We start from the raw sequence: 21606 nt of genomic DNA, 5'->3' as shown, positions 1-21606 counted from the left end.
CTCAATTATTCCGATCCGATTCCGAGCCCGTCCAGCAACCGTCGGCATCTTCCGCAGGGATAGGCGGGTGTTCCCTGCTCCTCGGCCCGAGGAGACCGCGGATTTCGAACGTTGACTGTGCGCATGTCTCCACCGGAAATCGCATCCGGACCCTCCGCAGCGTATGCCTGGATAAGGCAGCCGACCTCAGCGCAGCCGCCGTGATGTCCAGTCGAGGAAGCAGCGTCCTGCAGCTCGGGCATTTCTTTCAAATCGCCGTTCGTACCGTGCCGGTTCGTGCTGTAGTACCGCTGTCCCGAAGGCGAGGTGTACTCCGATGCGAACTTTGTGCCCGGTACCTCCCGTTGGCTGGCAGCGTAGGCTGCGAGAGCATCGCCGCAGTTGTGCACCAGAACCGGCGTGTCCCCAGCGTAGACATAGTACGCGTGCAGCTCGTCGATCGTGAGGTCGTACGTGACCTCCGTCGAGTGGTACGGCGTCACCTCCTCGACAGTCGCCTCGCCACCGTCGGCTGTCTGCAGACGGTCGCCCGCATGCAGATCGATGGCCTCGACAAACGCACCGCGCGTGACGTCGTAGAACGGGTGGTGATACGTCGTCGTCAGCGTCGCCGGTGCCGCTGACGCCGGGACACTGCCGCCGGTCACTACCGCTGCGGCTACCGCGAGGCCCGCTGCCACCCGGGTTGCCGCGCGGCGGATTCGGCTCGGTTTCACCTTCAGGTCCACGAAATCGTGGTCCGTCTCCGTCACGATCACCCGGTCGACCGGGTGCGTCTCCAAGCCCGCCTTGCCCGGCTTCGAGTTCGCGACCCGATCTCCGAGCTTCAGCGACGAAATCGGCTTGCTCGAACCGTCCGCCAGCAGCACCTTCGTCCCGGCCAGGAAGCTGTGGCACTCCGCTGGCGCTTCCGCGGAACTGCGCCCGCGAGCCCGCAGGCCGCCTACCGCCCCGAATGCCGCGCCGCCGGCACCGCCTGCCAATGCGCCGGAGCCGGCAGCCGCGAGCGCACCGCTCACCGAACAGTTCCGGCCACAGTTCATTCCGTAACCGGCCAACGCCGTCACACCGCCGCTGACCGCTCCGGAACCCGCGCCCACCAAACCCTGTGTCGCGACTTCCGGCAGGACGCCGTCCAGTGCCTCCGACACCAGTTTGCCGCCCAGCGGGCCCGCCAATCCGGCGCCCAGAGCACCGCCCAGTGCGCCTAGGCCGACTGCTTCCACCGCACCGCCGACCGAGCAGTTGTGCGCTTTCGAGCAGTCCATTCCGTACGACACCGCGCCGCCGACAGCGCCGCCGATGGCCGCGCAGCCGACCGCGCCGATGCCTAATGTCGCCGCCGTGCACGCCGCACCGACCACGACGCCCGCTGCGATGCCCGCGATCGTCGAGGCGTGGTCCTTCACGAACGTGGCCACGTGCGAGGCCGCTGATGCCGCCGCATGGCCTACTGCCACCGCGGCTGTCGCTACCGCATGGCCGACCGTTTTCGCTGCCGACACCGCGGCGTGCGCTACTGCTCTCGCCGCGTGGGCCACCGCGTGTGCCGCGGTTTTCACGACTTTCGCGACCGCGTGATAGGCGGTTTTCACCACGTGCACCGCCGCGCGGTACACCTTTCGCACGACCCGCACCACGTGGTGGTAGACGGTCCGCACCACCCGCGCCGCAGCGTGGTAGACGTCGCGCACGGCGTGGTAGGTCGCCACCGCCGCGTGCACGACCGGCTGCACCACATACGTGTTCACGAAGTGCGCGACCGGCTGGACGACGTTGTGGTACACGAACGACGCGGCCGGTTTGACGATGGTGTTGTTGAACCAGTCGAACAGCCCGTGCCCGGACGGGTCCGTGCCTGTCATCGGGTTGTCGTCGACGTAGGCGAACTTGTTCGCCTCCATCGGGTTCGGCACCGGGTTGTTGGACACCGTGTCCCGGTTCATGAACTGCCCGACCGCCGGGTTGTACCAGCGGGCCGCCATGTTCACGGTGCCGGTCGAGCGGTCGGTCCAGCCCGACTGGTATCCCAGCTGCCCCTTCGGGTTCTGGGACGCCAGCACGTTGCCGAACGGATCGTACGACGTCGAACCGTCCAGTGTGGATCCGTTAGCCGTGAACGTCCCGACGACGTCGGTGTGCTGGTCGACGAACGCGAACGCCCCGGTTCCGCCGGCAGCGACGCCGACGAGGCCGCCGCCAGGGTCGCGGCTGTAGGTCGACGTGCCGTCCGACGCGATCGTGTTGCCCAGTCCCGAGAAGGAGAATGTGGCGACGGTCGCGCCCGTATCGCTGGTCGTGTCGGTCAGGTTCCGGGCCAGCGCGTCGTAGCCGAAGGACTGTGTCCCCTGCTCGGTCATCTGGCCGAACGCGTCCGAACGCGACATCAGGGTGCCGGTCGACGACGCGCGTTCCTGCAGCGTTCCCCTTGCGCTGTAACGATAAGTGTTCGAACCGTCGGACGTCAGCTCGTCCCGCTCGTTGTAGGTGTAGGTCGACGAGCCGACCTTCGTGCGGTTGCCCGCGGCGTCGTAGCCGTACTCGATCGTGCTCGTGCCGTTGTTCCACGACGCGAGCCGGTTGGCCAGGTCGTAGGTGTAGGTGTTGGCCGCCGATCCCGCGAAGCCCGCGGTCGTTTTCGAGGTGAGGTTGTCGTCGGCGTCGTATCCGTAGGCCACCGAAGCGATCGCCGCTCCGCCCGCCGTTTTGAGCGCGTCGCCGGTCAGCCGGTGCAGGCCGTCGTAGCTGTAGGTCCGAGTGTTCCCGGTGCCGTACTTGACTCCGCTGATCTGGTTGAGCGCGTTGTAGCTCAACGTCTGGCTGCCGCCGGTGACCGCGTCGGTGATACTCGAAAGCCGGTCGGCGCTGTCGTAGCCGTACGACGTCGTGCCCGCCGCGTCCGTGCGGGCGCTCATCAGTCCGTCGGCGGTGTAGGCGAACGACGACGAACCTGCCGAGCCGTTCGCGGTGAGCAGCGCGCCGCGGTCGTTGTAGGTGAAGGTTTCGCTGGTGGCCGCCTGGTGGTCCGCGTGGCCCGCGGCGCCGGCTTCGGCGGTGGCCGCCGAGGTCATCCGCCCGGCCGGGTCGTACCCGAACGTCCGGGTCGCGGTGGCGGAGTCGGCTCCGCTGCCGGACTGGCTGACGAGGTTGCCGTCGTCGTCGTAGCCGGCCGACACGCTCACCCCGCCCGGCTGGGTCTGCTGGACCTGGCGGCCCGCCGCGTCGTAGACCGCGGTGAAGGTCCGGTCGGCGTCGGCGGTGTAGATCGCCGTGGCCGGTTCCAGCTGGGCTTCCGGGAGGTTCCACGAGTTGTAACGGGTGACGGTCGCGTTGCCGCGGCCGTCGGTGAACCTGGTCCGGTTGCCCGCCGCGTCGTAGCCGAACGCGGTGGTGATCGACGACGTCGCCGACACCGGCTGGATTTCGCTCGCCAGCCGGTTCGCCGCGTCGTAGGTGAACGTCCGCGCCGTGCCTCGTCCGTCCACACTGGACGTCATGCGGCCGCCCGCATCGTAGACCGCCGAGGTCTGCTGCAGCACCGCGCCGGTCGCGTCCTTGCGGGTCACCTGCACCGGACGGCTTGACTGGTCGTAGGCCGTCGACGTCGACGTGCCGTCGGCAGCGGTGACCGACGCCTTCTCGCCCAGGTAGCTGTAGCCGTAGCGGGTGGTGTTCCCGGCGGCGTCGGTGACCGAGGTCGTTTCGCCGAGCGCGTTGTAGCCGTAGGACGTCACGGCGCCCGCCGGCGTCTTGGTCGACGCGAGGTTCGCGCCGCCCGGGTTGCTGTCGGAGGCCGCGTACGAGTTCGTCGTCGTGGCGGTCAACGTGCTCGGGTAGCGCTCGAACACAGTCGCCGTCAACGGCCGGGACAAGAAGTCGTACGTCGCTTCGGTCCGGGCGCCGTTCGCGTCGGTGATCGAGAGCCGGTCTCCATTGGTGTCGAAGGTCGACACAGTCTTCGCGCCGGACGGTTTCGTCACCTGAACGACGTTGCCGAGCTGGTCGTAGTCCGCCTTCGTGACGTGTCCGAGCGGGTCCTTGTCGGAGACGGCCTGCCCGAGTTTGTCGAAGGTGCGCACGGTGGTCGCCGTGATCGGCGCGCCGCCGCCGGGCGGGGTGTAATTCGGGTTGGTGACCGAGACAGGATGGCCCGCCGCGTCGTAGACGGTCGTGACCTGGTTGCCGTTGGGGTCGACGGCTTCCACTGGCTCGCCGAAGGTGTTGTAGCCGGTGGTCGTGACGGGATGCACCGCGGCCGGTGCTCCGCCGTTGGTCTCGGCGTTGACCGTCGGTGCCGTGGTGACGGCGGGCTTTCCGGCCTCGTCGTAGGCGTAGGAAGTGATGCTCCCGTTGGCGTCGGTCATCGAGGTCGGCAGACCGCGCTGGTCGACCGTCCACGTGGTGGTTTCAGCCGGCGACGACGCGACGGTCCCGCCGCTGTGCCCGCCGTTGTAAACAGTCGAGACCTCGGCCGCCGAGAGCGCTCGCGAATAGGCCTGGACCCCGCTGACCTGGCCGGTGGCGTAGTTGCCGTTCGCGCCGTTGTACCAGCCGTGGCCGATCACCAGCGGGCCGTTGGCCGCGAGCGGGGTCGGATCGGTGGCGCTGCCCGCCGCCGCCCCGTTGACGTAAAGCGTCATCGCGCCGGTGCCGGAGTCGTAGACGCCGGTGAGCTGAGTCCACACGCCGGACTGCGCGTCGGCGGCCGACTCGGCTCGGTAGAGCGTGGCGTTCGACGCGTCCGTGCCGAACCTCGAGAAGGACCACTTGTGCGTGCTCGAGTCGTATTCGAGGTAAAGGCCGCTCATCACGTTGGCCTTCTGGACCACGTACGTCTGGAATCCCGCGCCGAACGCCGCCGGCTTGACCCACGCGGACACGGTGTAGCTCGCCGCGGTGTTCAGCACCGGGCCGCCGGTGGCGATCTGGGACGCGCTGCCGTCGAGGTTCGCGGCGTCGCCGGACCACGTGACCGCCGTGGCGGTGGCGGGGTTGCCGCTCCCGGAGGAGTCGGTGACCGCGGTGCCGGAGGTCTGGTTCAGCTTCCACCAGCCGACCGGGTGCCCGGTGCCGTCCGAGGAGATCGAACGCGAGGTGAGCACTCCCATCGGGTCGTAAGCCGTGCTGACCGTGCGGCTGCGGCCCGACGGGTCGGACTGCATGCTGGTCGCGACCTTGTCGTCCGGGGTGTAGGAGACCGACGTCGTGCGCGCGGCCCCGCCCGGATCGTCCACGGTCCGCTCGACGCGCCCTGCTGCGTCCACTGTGGACGATGAGGTGTTCGCGCCGTTGCCGGTGACCTTGCCGACCAGATTGCCAGCCGCGTCATAGGTATTGGACTCGGTGACGAACGACAGCTGTCCGCTCGGATCCTTGCGCGTGACTGTCGCGGTGAGACCGTTGTCGGTGTAGGTGTAGGCGGTGACGTTGCCCATCGAGTCCGTTTCCGACGCCAGCCGCCCTGCCGGGTCGTAGGCGTTGGACTTCTGGGTCAGGAACGTCGCCGGCTTGGGGTCGACGGGGCTGCCGGTGTACCAGACGCCCTGGGACAGCAAGCGGCCTTCGCCGTCGTAGGCCCAGTCGGTTTCGGTGCCGTTGGCGTCGGTTTCGCTCTTCTTGTTGCCGTAAGCGTCGTAGGTGAAGGTGGTGACGGCGCCATTCGCGTCCGTGGTGGACTCGACCTGGTCCTTGTCGTTGTAGGTCGAACTGGTGGTCCGGGCCGAGTCGCCGCCGCTGCCGTCGGCGACCGTCTGGGACACGAGGCTGCCGTCGGCGTTGTAGACGCTCGAAGTGACCGCGGTGTGCACCGCGCCGGTCACCCGGTCCGTCACCGCCGGGTCGGTCTGCGAGACGACTTGGTCGTTCCCGTCGTAGGTGTAGGACGTGACCAGCCCTGCCGGGAAGCTGTCGGAGACCGCTGTCTTCGTCAGCGTCCGGCCGAGCGCGTCGTAGGTGAAGCGGGTTACCAGGCCGTCGGCGTTGGTCGTGCTCGCGACGTCGCCGTTGTGCAGGTAGGCGATCTGGTTGACCGCGCCGCCGGGAGAGACGGTCTTCACCGGCAGGCCCGCGGGCACGGCGCCGGAATCGGCCGCCGGGAAAGCGGAGGTGCCGTCGCTGTAGGTGATCTTGGTGGTGCGCCCGTTCGGGAACCCCGGCACCGGCGGCGTGGTGACCGTGGTGCGGTTGCCCGCCGTGTCGTAACCGAATGTCGTCAGATACGCGGGATCGGTCGCGTTCGCCGACCGCGGGTCCCGAGAAGTCAGCATCAGGTCGTTGCGCGCGTCGGCGGTGGTGAGCTGCGCAGTGGTGTCGTCGGGGAAGTAGGTCGAGTACGACGTCGAACACTTCTCCGCGGCCTGGTTCTGGCACGTGGTCTGCGAGACGACATTGCCGCGCACGTCGTGGCCGACGGTGACGACGTTGCCGTTCGGGTCCGTGGTCGTGTGCAGGAAGCCCGACGTGTCGTAGCCGTAGCTGGTGCGCTTGCCCCCGGTGTCGGTCTCGGAAACCTTGTGGTTGCCCGCGCCCGGGTCGTACTGCTGCACCGCGGTCTTGCCGCCGGGGTCGGTGATCGTCGCCGTCGTGACCGGCGCGAGCCCCTGGGAGTTGCCCGCGGCGAGGAAATGCTGGGCGACTTCGGCCGAGGACAGCGCCGACCGGTAGTAAGCGACCTCGCCGATCGAACCGGCGAAGTAGTTCCAGGTGTTCCCGGACGGCGCGGCGGGCCAGCCGTTGCTGTTGAAGACACCGGCCCCGACGAAGTTCAGCGGGTCGTAGTTGCCGATCTGGCCGGACAACGTGCCGATCTGCTGGCCGTCGAGGTAGAGGACCTGGGCGGTGTTCGCGCCGGTCAGCACGACGTGATGCCACTTGCCGTCATTGACCTTGGCGGCCGACGCCATGCCCGCCACGGTGGTGTCCCAGAAGTGGCCGTGCAGTTTCCCGTCGGTCCCGACGTACAGCACCGGCATGGCGCCGCCGGACGGGTTCGCCGCGCCGAGCGCGGAACCCCCGGTCGAGAAAAGCGCTCCGGCCGCGGTGGACGTCGTCGAGAACCACAGCTCGACCGACGACGTGGTCGACGCGCTCACCAGATGGTCCGGCAGCGTGACGCCGCCGACGGTGCCGGGGAACTTCGCCGCGGTCGAGTCGGTGAACCGGCCAGGGACACCGAGAGTCGCGTTGGTGTAGGCGGAAGGCCGGTAATTGACCTCTCCCGCGGGCGACGCGGTGCCCTGCGCGTCCGCTAACCGCTGGTACAGCTCGGGATGCGAGCCGAGAACGGCGCCGCGGTAAACCTGGCTCGAACCGGTCGCCGTCAGCGGCGCGTACTTCCAGGTCCCGCCGTTTTCGTCGCCGATCTGAGTGACCGCTTGGGAAACCGGATCGTAGGAGACGGTCGTGTGCACCGCCCCGCTGGGCCGGGTGATCGACGTGAGCAGGCTTTCCTGCTGTTTGCCCGCTTGGTAGAGCGGCAGCTCCCGGGTGCCGGGAACGGACTTGTCCCAGATGCCGACGTCGGCGATCTGGCCGTTGAAGAACGTCGCCGTGCCCGGCTGCCCGGCGTGGGACTGGTCGGGCCAGGCGTTGCCGAGGAACCCGGCGCCGATGTAGCGGTTCTGCGGGCCCATCGGCACGATCGCGCCGATCGAGGAGCCGACGAACTGGCCGTCGAGGTACATGCCCTGGCTGGTCGAGGAATGCGTGAAAACGACGTGGTGCCAGGCGTTGTCGTTGACCGGATTGGCCGTGGTGATCGTCTTGGTCGTGTCGCCGGTCCAGTACTCGCCGACCAGCTTGCCGTCATTGCCGACGTAAAGCGCCGGGGTGTACTGGGAGGCCGGGCTCGTGGTCTCGCTCAACGGCATGGTGCTGTAGGAGAACAGGACGCCGTTGGCCGCCGCGGTCTTGAACCACATCGAAACCGACATCGTGTTCGGAGCGGCCGCGTCCGCGCGCGGAAGCTGCAGGTACGACGACGTGCCGTTGAACCCGGCGGACGTCGCGGCGGATCCGGCGAGCGGACCCGGCTGTCCGAGCGCGACGTCGTGATACGTCGCCGCGTCGGTGCCTTCGTTGGTCAGGACCGCGCTCGCCGCCGTGGTGCCGGTCGTCTCGGCCAACGGCCAGAACGAATGCGGCCCGAGATCGAGCACGCCGGTGCGGTACGGCGAGCCCGCGGTGTAGCCGTAGCGGGTGCAGCCGGTCGTCGTGCCCGGCGGGCAGACGCTGGCGAGCTGGTCGCCGGTGTAGTTGTAGGTCCAGGTGAGCGGTGCGCCCGCGGTCAGGTCGTCGGTCGAGACCGAGGCCACGTGCGGGCTCGTCGCGCCGGTCGGCGTGGTCCAGTTCAGGTGCAGCGCACGGCCGGAAACCGCGGACGTTAGCGCCGTGACCTGACCGCCCGACACCGTCAGGTTCACGGTACGGCCGCTCGCGTCCGCGATGGACGAAAGCCGGTAGGCGCCGGAGCCGAGGGACTGCGTGAAGGTGTAGACGGTGTCGTTCTTGTCGGTGAGGCTGTACCCGCCGGTGATCGCCTTGAACGTGGCGAATCGCCCAGCGGGCGGGGAAAACGTGCCGTCGGCGTTCTTGCCGTATCCGACCTCGGAGCCGTCGGGGTAGGTCACGAGGACGCTCACGACCGCGCCGGAACCGTCGAAGTCGTACTGCTCGGCCGCGCGCGCGTCGAACACGCTCGACCAGCCCGCGCCGAACGCGCCGGTCGACCGCGGGTCGCGGGAGTTGTAGTCGCGCACCACCGACAGCGCCGGGCCGACGGTGCGCACCTCGGCGTCGGTCGCCGAGGTCGTGTAGTTGCCGATGCTCGGTTCGACGCCGTGCACGCCGGTGTTCTGCGACAACGACGAGGTCACCAGCGGCTGGTCGACCTGGACGGTGAGCGGGTTCCACGGCGGATCGGCCGAATAGGACGTGCCGTCGTAAGCCTGCACTGCCCAGTAGTAAGTCTGGTTGTACTTCAGCTTTCCGGCGGGCACGCGCCAGGTGCCCTCGTTGACCAGACCGGAATCGGCGATCGTGGCGCCCGCCGAATCGGCCACCTGGTAGCGGTACTTCAGCGCGCCGGGGCCGGCGTCGATGTCGTGGGCGGTGGCGAACAGGAACGGCACGAGGCTGGTCGTCGTGCCACCGGATCCCGGGTAGGCCGAGTCGACCACCGGAGGCACGTTCCCGCTCGTCGTCAGCGACAGCACCGGCTGGTAGCCGGCGTTCATCAGCCAGGAGTCGAACTGCTTCCAGTGCGACGCGTCATTGGTCGCCGCGTAGACCGCGAGGCCGTTGTCCGCCGCGGATCCGTTGGCCCAGCCGGTGAAAGTCGCCGTGGACAACGGCACGCTGACCCAGTCGCCCTTCGTCCGGTCGGCCGCGCGGTTCGCGCACGCGGTGGGCACCGACGGGGTGGCGTTGCCGATGCTCGCGCCGTAGGAAGGGCCGGGGTAGGCGGTCACGGTCGAGGGCGTCCACGCCTGCGTCACCGGGGCGACGTCGAAGCGCGTGGGGGTGCACGTCGAAGCCCACGTGTCGAACAGCTTCAGCGTCGCCGCGCTGACCGTGACCTGCGACCCGTCAAGGTCTTTCGGGAACTGCAGGAACGTGTTCGCGGAATCGGGGCCGGAGTTGTACGACCCGATCTTGACGACCTTCTCCATCGAGTGGTCGCCGGGGGCGCCGATCTCGGCGTAGGTCGACGCCGGCGCGTCGGTGAAGGTCGGGTCGACGGTCACCGGGAACACCCGCGCCGGGTCGGTCAGCCACTTCGGGTCCAGCGTGACCTTCAGCGCGGGCTTTCCCGCGGCGGTCGTCAGCTCATAGCCGACGGCATACGTCGTGGCGGGAACCCCGGACACCGGGTCGACGTGCGAGTCGAAGGCGTAGCCGCGCGGGATTCGCTGCCGGATCGCCCCGGCGCCGTCGAGCAGGCTGACGGAACCGTCGGACTCCAGCCGCGGGGTCAATCCGTTGAGCGTCAACGGAAACAGCCATGTGTTCGCCGCGGTCGCCGAGTGCAGGACCAGCGATTCCTTCAGGCCGGTGGCGGTGGGTTCGAGCGCGAGGTCGGTGCCGGGCAACGCATCCGGATACGTCGCGGCGCGGCCGTCGACGCGCGGTGCCACGGAGCGGGCGCCGTCGAGGCCGTAGGAGATCGTGTGCCCGGAGTCGACTGCGAGCTTCGCCAGTGCCGGATCCGCCGCGCTGCCCGCGAAATCGACCGACAACGAGTTCGCGGTTTCGTGCCATCGGCCGTCTGGGTCGCCGTGTACCGACGTGTCGATCGGCTTCCATCCCCAGGCGCCGTCGGCGAAGTTGACGGGGCCGCGTGTGTAGTCCCGCGTGACTGAGCCGTCCGCGTTGAGGAAGTAGTTCATCGTGGCGCTCGACTTCAGCGCATCGCGCCGGCTCGTCGCCGCGTCGAACCCGCGGGTGGCGACGCCGCTCGGTCCCGGATTCACCTTCCGGGCGTGACCGCGATTCTCCGGCAGCTCACCGGGTCCGGTGTCGGGAGCGTCTCCTGTGCCGCCGCTCGCGCGGGTCGACGCGGTGCTCGCGTCGTGGGACTTGCCTTCGGCCGTGCCGCCCGCTTGCCGAGGCGTCGCGCCCCAGTGCGGGGAAGACTCCGAAGAACCGGAGAACAGCGAACCGAGCCACGAGCCCAGTTCCGTGATCGGGCGCTGTCCCGCGGCCAGCTGTGCCGCGTCCGCCTGCCCAGTTCCCAGAGAAAGACCCAGGCCCAGAAGTATTGCGGCAGCACAAGATCTCGCGACGCCTCGGCGCACCGGTTCCCCCTCGATAAGGGCCGCCTCCGCGAGCGGCGAGAAAGTTCACCACACGGGCGACTGTCCGGAAAAGACTCCTAAACGACTAATCCTCGCGATGCACGACACATGAGAAATCGGACAAATAATCCGTAAATCGGATGAAAGGGCACTAATTCCTCAGTGCCCGGCGGCGTGCGCCGCTGCCCGCACGGTTTCGGCGACGTCCCCGCGCACGTGATCAGTAGCCCGCACAGCGGAAACGTTGGGACCTTCGCGACCGGTGCCGCCGACCGCGACGAAGCGGATCGCGGGGTGCGCGGCAGCCTGCGCGAGCGCCGCCGACGTGCCCGGCTCCCCCACCGTCAGGACGACGTCGCATCGCCGCTGTGCCAGGGAATTCAGGTATGGCAAGTAATTCGCTTCAGTGGCCGGCCCGGCCGCGGCGAGATAGGAGACCTTGATCCGGGTGTCGCCCGACGCGTCCTGCAAGCCGGCCCAGACCGGCCCGGCGCCCGGGCTCGCGAGACCTTGCCCTCCGGTCAGCAGGCAGGCCGAGAAGTCCGCGTACACCCGCGCCCGAGCGGGCGGCAGGCCCGAATCGTCGCCCCGGGGCCACCACACCACCGCGGCCACCGCACCGGCGACGACAATTCCCGCAGCCGCAGCCACACCCCAACGCCGCACAAGACCCCCTCGTTTCCGCGCCCGTCGCCGGACGCACTCGCGGCAGTGTGCCCCACCGCTCCGGGGACAGTACGGTGCCGCCCGGCTTCGGCAAAGCAGAGGGGAAATTGCCTAACCGCACCGTTTCACTCCACGGCGCTTCCCCACGAGACACGGACCGAACGGATGACTGGATTAATCTCCGACCACGCAGTCCGGTTCTTCCCCGGCCCGACAACCGCTCTGAGCCATTTCTCGTTCACCTCTCCGTGGCTTTCACCGGCCGCAGCAGCCCGGCTTTCCCGGTCTCCGGATTTTCTTCGCCGCACCGGTAACGCTTCCGGGCCCCCGGCGATAGCGGTGTGGACAGATACCGGGTGGAGGTTTCAGTGAGATGGTTTCGTAGTGCGGTGAGCGCGGGTGCGGTCTCCGTCTTGCTCACGTGCGGGTTGGCCGGGACACCGGCTGCGGCGTCGACTAGCTCACCGAGCCCGAGCACCGCGAGCGCACCCGCGCATCCGGGCTCGGACTACCTGGGCTCGACCATCGGCAAAGACCCCGCCGCAAAGCCGAAAACCGCCCCGCGGACAGCCATGGCGGCGGGCGTCACGACGCCGGGCATGGACGTCTCCCACTACCAGGGCACAGTGGACTGGGGCGCGGCCGCGGGCAACGGCGCGAAGTTCGCGTACATGAAGGCCACCGAGAGCACGACCTATGTGGACCCGCAGTTCGCGACCAACTACGCCGGTTCCGCGAACGCCGGGATCCTGCGCGGCGCCTACCACTTCGGACTGCCCGACACCTCGACCGGCGCGGCGCAGGCGCAGTTCTTCCTCAGCCACGGCGGCGGCTGGGTCTCCGACGGCAAAACCCTCCCGCCCGTGCTCGACATCGAGTACAACCCCTACAGCACCGCCGACTGGACCGGCTGGTGCTACAACATGACCCCGGCCCAGATCACCGCCTGGATCACCGACTTCACCACCACCGTCCACGACCGCACCAACCGGTGGCCGGTCATCTACACCACCAACGGCTGGTGGAACCACTGCACCGGCAACAACCCCGGCTTCGCCAACGATCCACTGTGGATCGCCGCCGCCATCACGATGCCCGCCAGCTGGACCGACTACACCTTCGCCCAGACCGCGACGTCGGGCACCTTCCCCGGCGACCAGGACGTCTTCAACGGCAGCCTCACCGACCTCCAGACCCTCGCCGCCGGCACCGAACCGGACAAGATCACCGAGCACTACAACGCACTCGGCGGCCCGACGTCCTACCTCGGCACCCCGGTCGGCAACCGCTACCCGGCCGCAGGCGGCTGGGCGCAGAACTACCAGTACGGCGTCATCGGCTACAACCCGCCGACCGGCGCCTACGCGGTCCACGGTGCGATCGCCCAGCACTACCAGGAACTCGGCGGCCCCAACGGGTTCCTCGGCCTGCCCACCACCGACGAAACCCTGACCCCGGACAGCAGCGGCAGCTACAACCACTTCACCAACTCAGGCTCGATCTACTGGACCTCGACCACTGGCGCGAGGTCGATCCACGGAGCCATCCGGGACAAGTGGGCGGCACTGGGCTGGGAACGCGGACTGGGCTACCCCACCACCGACGAGACCGGCACGCCGGACGGAGTCGGCCGCTACAACCACTTCACCAACTCAGCCTCGGTCTACTGGACCTCCGCCACCGGCGCACAGTCCATCCGCGGCCCCATCCGGGACAAATGGGCCGCGCTCGGCTGGGAACGCGGGCTCGGCTACCCGACCACCGACCAGGGCACCACACCCGACGGAATCGGCCGCTACAACCACTTCAACGGCGCCCAAGGCTCCTCCATCTACTGGACCCCGGCGACCGGCGCGCAATCGATCCACGGAGCCATCCGGCAAAAGTGGGCCGACCTCGGCTGGGAAAAGGGCCGCCTCGGCTACCCGACCAGCGACGAATTCGCCGTCACCGGCGGACGCCGCAACACCTTCCAGCACGGGACCATCACCTGGATCAGCGCCGACTCGAGCACTCAGGTCGCCTACAGCTGACCAGAAAACAGCGAGTCCGGCAAAGCGCGCCGGACTTGTATTCCGAGTAGTCAACGGCATCAACAAGAACGGCGGGCCCGCAGATCGCCTGCGGGCCCGCCGTTCTTGGCTGAACGAGCCGGATTCGCGATGCGCGCGACTCGCCCGCCGGATCCCGCCAGCGGCAAGGATCCGGCACACCGCAGTCGCCTCAGCTGTTGCCGTTTCCCGAATCTCCGCCGAACTTGGTCCAGACCTTGCTGGCCGCACCGGCGACCGTCTCCCCGACCTCGGTGAAAACCTTCGTCAGCGGATCCGCCGAGGCGTTCCAGGAATCCTTGTACGATTTGGCCGCGGACTTCAGGTCGTCCTTCCAGTCCGTCGTCGGCGCGTCGTCGTCCCGGCGGGGGTAGTCGCCCGACAGGATCGCGCGGTACTGCTCCGACGCGGCCCATTTCTGCAACTGCGTCGCCCGGACCACGGCAAACGGGTGGGTCTCGGTTTCGACGTTTTTCAGCTTCAGCAAGCTGTCCCGGATGTCTTCGACCGACTCGTATTCCGCTCCCTGCTGGAGGAAAGACGGAATGTCGATGCGGGACGGGTCGACCCCGCCGGCGAGCTGGATCTGCGCGCGCAGCGCCGCGGCCGGGTCTTGGCCGCAGAGCAGGCCCGCTCGGTCGCACGACAGTTCGGCCTTGCGGTACCACTCGCTCAGCGCCGCGATGATCGCCCGGATGCCGAGGGCGCTCACCGGTGTCCAGGACATCGACAGCTGGAGGCTGATCAGGCGCACCATGATCGTGCGGTAGACCGCGTGCCCGGACAGCACGTGCCCCATCTCGTGCCCGATGGCGAACCTCAGCGATTCGTGGCTCATCTGGTCGACGAGCGCGGTGCTGATGCGGATGAACGGCTCGTCCATGCCCAGCGCGGACGCCTGCAGCCGCGGATCCTGGTAGACGAACAGATTCGGCACGGCGGCGAGATCCAGCGTCTCGGCGCATTCGTGGCGCAGCCGGTCGAGTTCCGGATACTGCCGCGGCCCGACGCGAATCGACGAAGCCAGCGCCATCAGCCGTTCGCCGCGTTCGTTGTAGAAACCGGAGACGGCGCGGATCACCTGAGCGAATCCGGGCACCGCGCGCAGCGTGGCGAGCGCGCCGCGATCCACCGGATGTTCGTAGGCTCGCGGGCTGATTCCCGGAAAACGGACGGCGTCCCGGCGCGCGGGTTCGATTTCGTCAGTCATGACTCCCCCATAAAAGTTTCTGCCCGCAGCCTACTCAACGCCCGCCGACAGATCGTTCCGCGGCCCCGGAATGCGGCGCTTCCCGTTGCGGGCTGGCGGAAACCTTGTTGTCCAGACCACAGCAGACTGCTGGACGGGGCGGGGCGGATGGGCCGAACGGAGCATTCTTTTGCCGACGTCTTCGCGCGCGGGGAATTCAGGCACACGATTTCGGCAGCCGGGGACCAAGGCAAGCCAGACCGGGCAAGTGGGCCGGTGTTCCGGGCGGGAGCGGACCTGGTTCAGCTCCCGCAGCCTCGGTCCTGCTGCGCTGGTCGTCGCCGCCAACCCGGACAACCCGCGCTCGGGCAAGCACGCCCGTCCGGCGCCATCGCCCGGATTGGATACGATTGGTCACGACTGCGGGGGAGGCAGCGTGGCGCAAGGACCTGAGGAGCCCATCCCGGGCGTGGACCTCGACCGGCCCAGCGTGGCGCGGGTTTACGACTGGTATCTCGGCGGCACGGCCAACTGGGCCATCGACCGCGAGTTCGGCAAAATGGTCCTTTCGGCCTTTCCGGCCGGCATGTACTGCGCCAGAGCCAACCGCGCCTTCCTGCACCGCGCGGTGCGGCACCTCGTCCGACTCGGCGTGCGCCAGTTCGTCGACATCGGCTCCGGCGTTCCCACGATGGGCAACGTGCACCAGATCGCCGACGAGGTCGCGCCGGACTCCCGCGTCGTCTACATCGACCGCGAGCCCGTCGCGGTCGCGCACTCCCGGATCCTGCTGGAGCGCCACGGCGACCCCGAACGGCACGCGGTGATCCAGGGCGATCTTCGCGAACCGGACGAACTGTGGGAATCCGTCGCGGGCACCGGCGTCGTCGACCTCGACCAGCCGCTGGCCCTGCTGGTCACCGCCGTCCTGCACATCCAGCAGCCCGGCCGGGACGGCCGCGACCTCGGTCCCGAGGCCATCGCGCGGTACCGGGAAATGCTTTCCCCGGGTTCGTATCTGGTGCTCTCGCAACTCACCCACGAGGGACTGCCCGACGACATCGCCCGCCAATTGCACGCCGTCATCCAGCTGTACGACACCAATGTCAGCAAGCACGTGCTGCGCTCGAACGCGGAAATCCACGCCCTGTTCGGAGACTTCGAACTGCTCGACCCGGGCGTCACGTGGACTGCCGCCTGGCATCCGGAGGAAAGCGGTCTCAACACTCCGGTCATCGAGTTCGCGGACCCCAGCGAGGCCGCGATGCTGGCCGGGGTCGCGCGCAAACACTGACTGAAACTGAGAAATGCGCGATCTCGAACATCGTCGCCCTCCATCCAAAGTGGACACTTGAATCGCTGCCGACGGCCGAGACGCCGTTGCCGGGAATTCCGGGGATTGGCGGATCGACGCGAGCGCGTTCGAGATCCAGCGCGGTGACGTCTCGTCACGCTCCCGTGCTTAGTTCAGCTCGCACCAACATCGCGTTCCGGAAGACCCCGTCCGGCGGAGCGGTCGTCCCGCCGTCCGTGGTCACGTAGAGGGCGCGCCCCTCCTCGCCCGGGACCCAGACAGCGCTCGACGGCCCGACCAAGAGGTCGTCGAACGGCTCCCCCGCGACGTGCCGGACCTCGCTGCCGTGCCGCGGGATCAGCGGCACCCGGTCCAGCGTGTTGGCGCGATGCCTGGTGACGTATGCGAATCCGGCCTCTTCATCGAGCGCGAAGTCGTCGGCGTTGTCGATCGCGGCGACGAATTCCGCGCCACCGGCCGGGTCGAGGGTGGCGGGGTCGACTGGCACTCGCATGAAGACTTTCTGCGCCGTCGAGGTGTAGTAGAGGTATCCGGTCCGCGCGCTGTACCGGACTCCGTTGACGCCCGGCTGGCGCGGCGGGGCGACCTCGGCGTCCGGGTCGTCGGCCATCGTGTCGTGGGCCAGCCAGATCCGCGCCTGCGCGCTGCGGGCGTCGGCATCGAGGTCGACGCGCCAGATCAGCCCGGCGAAGCAGTCCGCGACAGCCAGCACTCCGTCGCCGAGCAGGCAGCTGCCGTTGAGGGCGCGCACGCGGTCGTCGAAGGTGAAGATGACCTCCGGGGAGACCGGTTCGCCGGGCGACCAGCCGGTGAGGTCGAGCCGGACCAGGTGCGATTCGTGGGTGGTGTAGCCCTCGGTCAGGCTGATCAGGAAAACGTCCGGCAGCACTTCGGCGATCCCCGTGACCGGATGGTCGAAGCGGTGCACGAGAACGGGCCGCCGCGGCTCCGGCACGATCCACAGCTCCTGCTGCAGGAGGACGGTGACCAGCACCGAACCGTCGGCGCGGACGGCGAGGTTTTCCGGGAAGTACTTCTCCGGGAAGGACGCGACCGGGGTCAGCGTGACGTCGGGAACGGGAGTCATCGGCATGAGGGACCCTCCGGCGAGTTAAAAGAGGACGGACATCCGCTTTTCTTTCACGCTAGGCTGCGGAGGCGAGGAGTGTCAAGGCGAAGGAGCGGACGTTGCCGAGGGTGAGCCAGCAGTACAAGGACGACCAGCGGGGAGAAATCCTGGCGGCCGCGCGCCGCTGCTTCCTCCGCGACGGCTTCCACCGCACGTCGATGCAGGACGTCTTCGCCGAGGCAGGCAAGTCCGCGGGCGCGGTCTACCGGTACTTCCCGAAGAAGGAGGACATGATCGTCGCCGTCGCCGCGCAGAATCTCGACGACGTGACCGCGGTCCTGCGCGCTGCTCTCACTCGCGGCACCGGTGAGCACGGCGTCGGCGAGGTGATGGCGGAGCTGCTGGAGGCCGTGACCGATCTTCATCGCGACCGGCAGCTGGCGGGCATGGCGGTGCTGGTCTGGTCGGAAGCCCAGCGCAACCCGGAACTCGCCGGACGGCTCACCGCCGCGTCAGCCGAGATGAGTGCCGAAGTGGCCGGCCTCGTGCGCGACCGGCAGGAGGCCGGGGCCTGGACCGGGGCATCGGCGGATGCCCTCGCGCAGGCGATTTTGGCGCTCCTGCCCGGATTCCTCTTCACTCTGGCGCTGTCCGGACCGGACGGAGTGGCCGGATTCCCCGACGCGGTCCGGACGCTTTTGCCGCAGTAACCCGCTTAGCAGGTCGTTTGCATCCGTCCTCGAGACCGGGTGAGATGCTCTGATGCTCAACCCGTTCGAAGTCACCCCGGTCCCCTGGCGCAACGGAGCAGGCACCACGCGGGAACTCGCCGCCGATCCCTCCGGCGAAACACTGTGGCGGATCAGCGTCGCGGATCTTCTCGAAGACGCCCCGTTCTCGGCTTTCCCTGACATCGACCGGCTTTTCACCGCCCTCGGCCCGCTCCGGCTGACGATCAACGGGACCACGACCGACCTCGGCCTCGGCGACCAGATCCGGTTCGCCGGAGAAGACACCGTGACGGTCTCCCTCGATCAGCCGACCCAGGCTCTCAACGTGATGACCCGGCGCGGGCGGTACCGAGCCGAGGTCGTCCTGCGCGCACCGGAGGCGGACCGCGTGGACGGCGTCGCCGCGACGGTCGATCTCGGCGGGCAAATCGCCGATGTTTTCCTCACCGCGCTGGCATGATGCAGCCATGACCCGCATCGCCCGGCGCATGTTCGAGCTCCTGGAGCCGATCTGCCTCGTCACGTTCTTCGCCGACGAATGCAACGAGGAACTGGCCGCGCTCGGCCACCGCACCTACTGGGACGGCTATTTCGCCAGCCGCGCCGCACCATTGGGACGACCGTCGGCGGAGGTCGTGCACGCAGCGTTCTACAACTTCGCCGAGGGCGAGGCCGCGCGGCACATCCCGAGCGCGTGGGAGACGATCCCGGCCGAGGCGTCCGTCGCCGCACGCGAACGCGGCAGCGCGGCCTCGGTGCGCCGCATCCTCGGCGACGAACTGGCCTACTCGCCGGGCTTGGTGCGCGCCGCCGACCTGACCACCAAGGCCGCGACGAGCGCACCCACCGTGGGCCGCGTGATGTTCGCCGGGATGCGCACGCTTCCGGTGCCGAGCGATCCGGTGGCCCGGCTGTGGCATTCCGCGACCATGCTGCGCGAGCACCGCGGGGACGGGCACATCGCCGCTCTGGTCGGCGCGCGGATCGGCGGGACCGAGGCGCACATCCTGTCGGCGCTGGAGATGGGCATCCATCCGCCGGAGTCGTTCGGGCGGGTGCATCACCTGCCGAAGAAGCGGCTGGCGGCGGTCATGGAAGGGTTGCGGGAGCGGGGGCTCGTGGACGCCGACGGGCATTTCACCGACGCTGGGCGCGAGGTGAAGCAGGGCATCGAAGACCTGACCGACGAACTCGCCGCCGCGCCCTACGAAGCCCTGCCTGCTGCCGAACTCGACGAGCTGATCGCTGTGCTGGAGCCGATCACCGCGAGGCTGGTGGCCGCCGGATCGAAGTGACCGGACCGCGCCGCAGGACGCCTCGCCCGCCGCCGAATCCGACAACCTGATCGCCTCACACGAACCGACCACCGCCACCCTGGTCGCCGCCGGATCGAAGTGACCGGACCGCGCCGCAGGACGCCTCGCCCGCCGCCGAATCCGACAACCTGATCGCCTCACACGAACCGACCACCGCCACCCTGGTCGCCGCCGGATCGAAGTGACCGGACCGCGCCGCAGGACGCCTTGCCCGTCGCCGAGCTTGCCGAACTGATCGCCGTCCTCGAGCCGATCACCGTGAGCCCGATCGAAGTGACGTAACGCCACCCCTCCTCGCCGCGACTTCGGGGAATCCGAGTCACAACGAGGTGTCTCATGTCCCTGGCCAAAGCTTTCGCCACCACCACCCCGACGGCCGAACCGACGAGCGGCAACCTCGGCGACTCGGCGCCGGCGGGCACCAAGAACGTCAGCGACTTCGTCACCGTCCAGTCGCTGACCAACTTCGCCGCGATGACCGGCGCCGTCTCCGCCGCCTGGGGCGGCGCGCAAAGATTCTGGAATCCCTTGCACGGCCAGTGGTTCCCCTTCGCGCTCTGCGCCCTCTTCGGCCTGGTCTCGCTGCTGGCCTCGCGGCCGGGCGAGCAAGCGCTCGACGCCAGCGGCACTCCGTTGGCCGACCAGCCGCCGAAGCTGATCCGCTGGCTCCAGCCGTCGTTCATCGCGCTGGTCAACGTTTTCGTGCTCTACGGAGCCGTCGTCGGAGCGGCCTCGGCGATCAGGTGACGTCAGTCGTGCCGGGCGGCCAAGCGGACGGCGTCCATGGCCGCGACCTCCTTGGGCGTCCGGCGTTGCGCGCCCACTCCGAGGAATCCGCCTTCCTGGTTCACTTCGGCGACCACCGTGGCGATCTCGACCAGGAACTCGCGGAAGTCCGGCAGTTCCGCGGGCGCGGTGCCGGCGACGATCGTCGCGGCTGAGCGGATCGTCTTTTCCGCGTACGGCAGGTATTCGGAGTATTTGACGCCCGGCCGCAGGCCCGTGTCGAAGGCCGACGAGGCCGCCACCTCGCGGATGAACCGCCGAGGGTGCGCGACGCTGGCTTCGCGCAAGGTTTTCACCAGCGCGAACATCTCGTCCGAATCGACGCCGCCGACCGACAGCCCGACCAGGATTCCCGACGCCATCATCGCCCGCTGCAGGGTCGCCCATTCCTCGGCGGTGAAATCCTCCTCGCCCGCGCCGCCGCGGGCCCGTCCGTCGCGGACCACCTGCATGCCGACGCTGGCCACCAGACCCGGGATGCTGCGCGCGACGTGCAGTTTCCGCGTCCGTGCCGGTTCCGGCAGGTCGTCCCAGTCGACCAGGTCCGGGTCGGGCAGTTCGCCGGAGGACTGTTCGGTCCGCCACCGGTCGTGTTCGCGCTGGGCCAGCAGCAGGACCTCGTCGTCGCCGAACGCGACGGTGAGGTCGGGGTCGAACGCGGGCACCATCACGCAGCCGACCAGCGCCAGATGCTCGCCCAACTGCCGGGCCTGGGCGCGGGTGACCGCCTTGTGTTCCTCGGGGGCTTGGTCCCAGCGGGGCGGGACCCAGGCGTGCACGGTCCGCTGGGCGTGGCCGTTGACGTCGTGGAGCGCCCGCGCGAGATCCTCGATCAGCTCGCCGCGGGTGTAGCGGCTGAGGTCCTCGATCAGCCGGTCCTGCGCCTCCAGCCGGGCCTTCATCCGGCGGCATTCGTGCAGGACCGCCTCGCCGTTGAGGAAGGTCTGCTCGGACCGCCGGTCGCCGGCCTGGCCGAGCACGCCCTGCCCGACCATGATCACGATCATGAAGACCAGCTGCACCAGCGTGGACAGGAAGGTCATGAACGCGAACGGGTACGGGTCCAGCGTCTGCACGCCCAGCCCGGCCAGCCCCATCCAGACCACCTGTGTGCCGGCGGCCAGGTAGAACGCCCACATGCTGCCGAGCCGCTGGGTCAGCCACGCCGCGATCCGGCCGTTGACGCTCACCGCCTGGTCGAGCGCCTGCGGCGGCCGCTGCACCCGGTGCTGCTGGATCCACGGATGCGGGCTCGACTCCAGCAGGCTCACGCCGCGGCTGAGCGCCCGGTCGTGCTGGTCGAGATGCCGCTGCAGGTCCGCGATCTGCTCGAAGACGGCCTCGGCGTTCTCGTAGGTCTGGATCGAACGCCGGTCGGCCGCGCCGCCCAGCACCCGCTGGCCGACCAGGATCACCAGGCACAGCACCAGCTGCACCACGTTGTCGAGGAAGAGCAGGAACGCGAACGGATACGGGTCGGCCGCGCGCAGCGGGCCCCAGGTCGCCAGCGCCATCCATCCGGCGACGAGAGCGAGCACGACATACAGCGCGGGCATCGAGCCGACCGCGCGCGTCAGCGCGGCCGCGAACGCGCCGTTGAAACCGACCTGTTCGTCCGCGGTCGTGGCCGGTCGCCGCAGCCGCGGCATTCGGCGGCGGTTCACCCGATCCGTCCGGATTCGGTGGCCAC

Annotated in this window: 11 protein-coding genes; 6 read left to right on the top strand and 5 right to left on the bottom strand. The window is 68.9% G+C overall.

The genetic code is table 11. From position 1 onward, the window contains the following. Window positions 1–5: 5 nt before the first annotated feature. Window positions 6–10793 carry a LamG-like jellyroll fold domain-containing protein gene (locus AB5I40_RS40735; protein ID WP_370935527.1) on the bottom strand — a complete coding sequence of 3596 codons (10788 nt, stop codon included), beginning with the start codon at window positions 10791–10793 and terminating at the stop codon, window positions 6–8. A gap of 159 nt (window positions 10794–10952) precedes the next feature. Next, on the bottom strand, window positions 10953–11444 hold the full coding sequence (locus AB5I40_RS40730) for a hypothetical protein (protein WP_370935526.1): 492 nt from the start codon (window positions 11442–11444) through the stop codon (window positions 10953–10955). Window positions 11445–12031: 587 nt separating this feature from the next. On the opposite strand from AB5I40_RS40730, the gene AB5I40_RS40725 reads away from it, so the two are divergent. Then, the gene (locus AB5I40_RS40725; RefSeq protein WP_370935524.1) at window positions 12032–13492 is read left to right on the top strand and encodes a GH25 family lysozyme; all 1461 of its coding nucleotides are present in this window, start codon (window positions 12032–12034) and stop codon (window positions 13490–13492) included. Window positions 13493–13682: 190 nt separating this feature from the next. On the opposite strand, the gene AB5I40_RS40720 is transcribed toward AB5I40_RS40725, so the two are convergent. After that, entirely contained in the window at window positions 13683–14720 is a 1038-nt protein-coding gene (locus AB5I40_RS40720) for a M48 family metallopeptidase (RefSeq protein ID WP_370935523.1), read from the bottom strand. 415 nt (window positions 14721–15135) lie between these two features. On the opposite strand from AB5I40_RS40720, the gene AB5I40_RS40715 reads away from it, so the two are divergent. After that, complete coding sequence (locus AB5I40_RS40715; protein ID WP_370935521.1) at window positions 15136–15993, top strand: SAM-dependent methyltransferase; 858 nt, start codon at window positions 15136–15138, stop codon at window positions 15991–15993. A 154-nt stretch (window positions 15994–16147) separates the two neighbouring features. On the opposite strand, the gene AB5I40_RS40710 is transcribed toward AB5I40_RS40715, so the two are convergent. After that, window positions 16148–17107: a hypothetical protein gene (locus AB5I40_RS40710; RefSeq protein ID WP_370935519.1), complete on the bottom strand. Its 960-nt coding sequence runs from the start codon at window positions 17105–17107 to the stop codon at window positions 16148–16150. Between the two features lie 104 nt (window positions 17108–17211). On the opposite strand from AB5I40_RS40710, the gene AB5I40_RS40705 reads away from it, so the two are divergent. The 4 genes from AB5I40_RS40705 to AB5I40_RS40690 all read left to right on the top strand — a co-directional run bounded on the left by AB5I40_RS40705 (window position 17212) and on the right by AB5I40_RS40690 (window position 19877). Then, complete coding sequence (locus AB5I40_RS40705) at window positions 17212–17793, top strand: TetR/AcrR family transcriptional regulator (RefSeq protein ID WP_370940706.1); 582 nt, start codon at window positions 17212–17214, stop codon at window positions 17791–17793. Window positions 17794–17845: 52 nt separating this feature from the next. Then, complete coding sequence (locus AB5I40_RS40700) at window positions 17846–18274, top strand: HutD family protein (RefSeq protein ID WP_370935517.1); 429 nt, start codon at window positions 17846–17848, stop codon at window positions 18272–18274. Window positions 18275–18281: 7 nt separating this feature from the next. Then, window positions 18282–19109, top strand: a complete 828-nt coding sequence (locus tag AB5I40_RS40695; RefSeq protein WP_370935516.1) for a MarR family transcriptional regulator — start codon at window positions 18282–18284, stop codon at window positions 19107–19109. Window positions 19110–19466: 357 nt separating this feature from the next. Further along, complete coding sequence (locus AB5I40_RS40690; RefSeq protein ID WP_370935515.1) at window positions 19467–19877, top strand: hypothetical protein; 411 nt, start codon at window positions 19467–19469, stop codon at window positions 19875–19877. 2 nt (window positions 19878–19879) lie between these two features. On the opposite strand, the gene AB5I40_RS40685 is transcribed toward AB5I40_RS40690, so the two are convergent. Then, window positions 19880–21580 carry a DUF1003 domain-containing protein gene (locus AB5I40_RS40685; RefSeq protein WP_370935513.1) on the bottom strand — a complete coding sequence of 567 codons (1701 nt, stop codon included), beginning with the start codon at window positions 21578–21580 and terminating at the stop codon, window positions 19880–19882. Between the last annotated feature and the right edge of the window lie 26 nt (window positions 21581–21606).

Origin of the sequence: Amycolatopsis sp. cg13 (assembly GCF_041346965.1) — a bacterium.
Classification (GTDB): domain Bacteria; phylum Actinomycetota; class Actinomycetes; order Mycobacteriales; family Pseudonocardiaceae; genus Amycolatopsis.
This window is presented reverse-complemented; position numbering and strand designations above follow the sequence as displayed.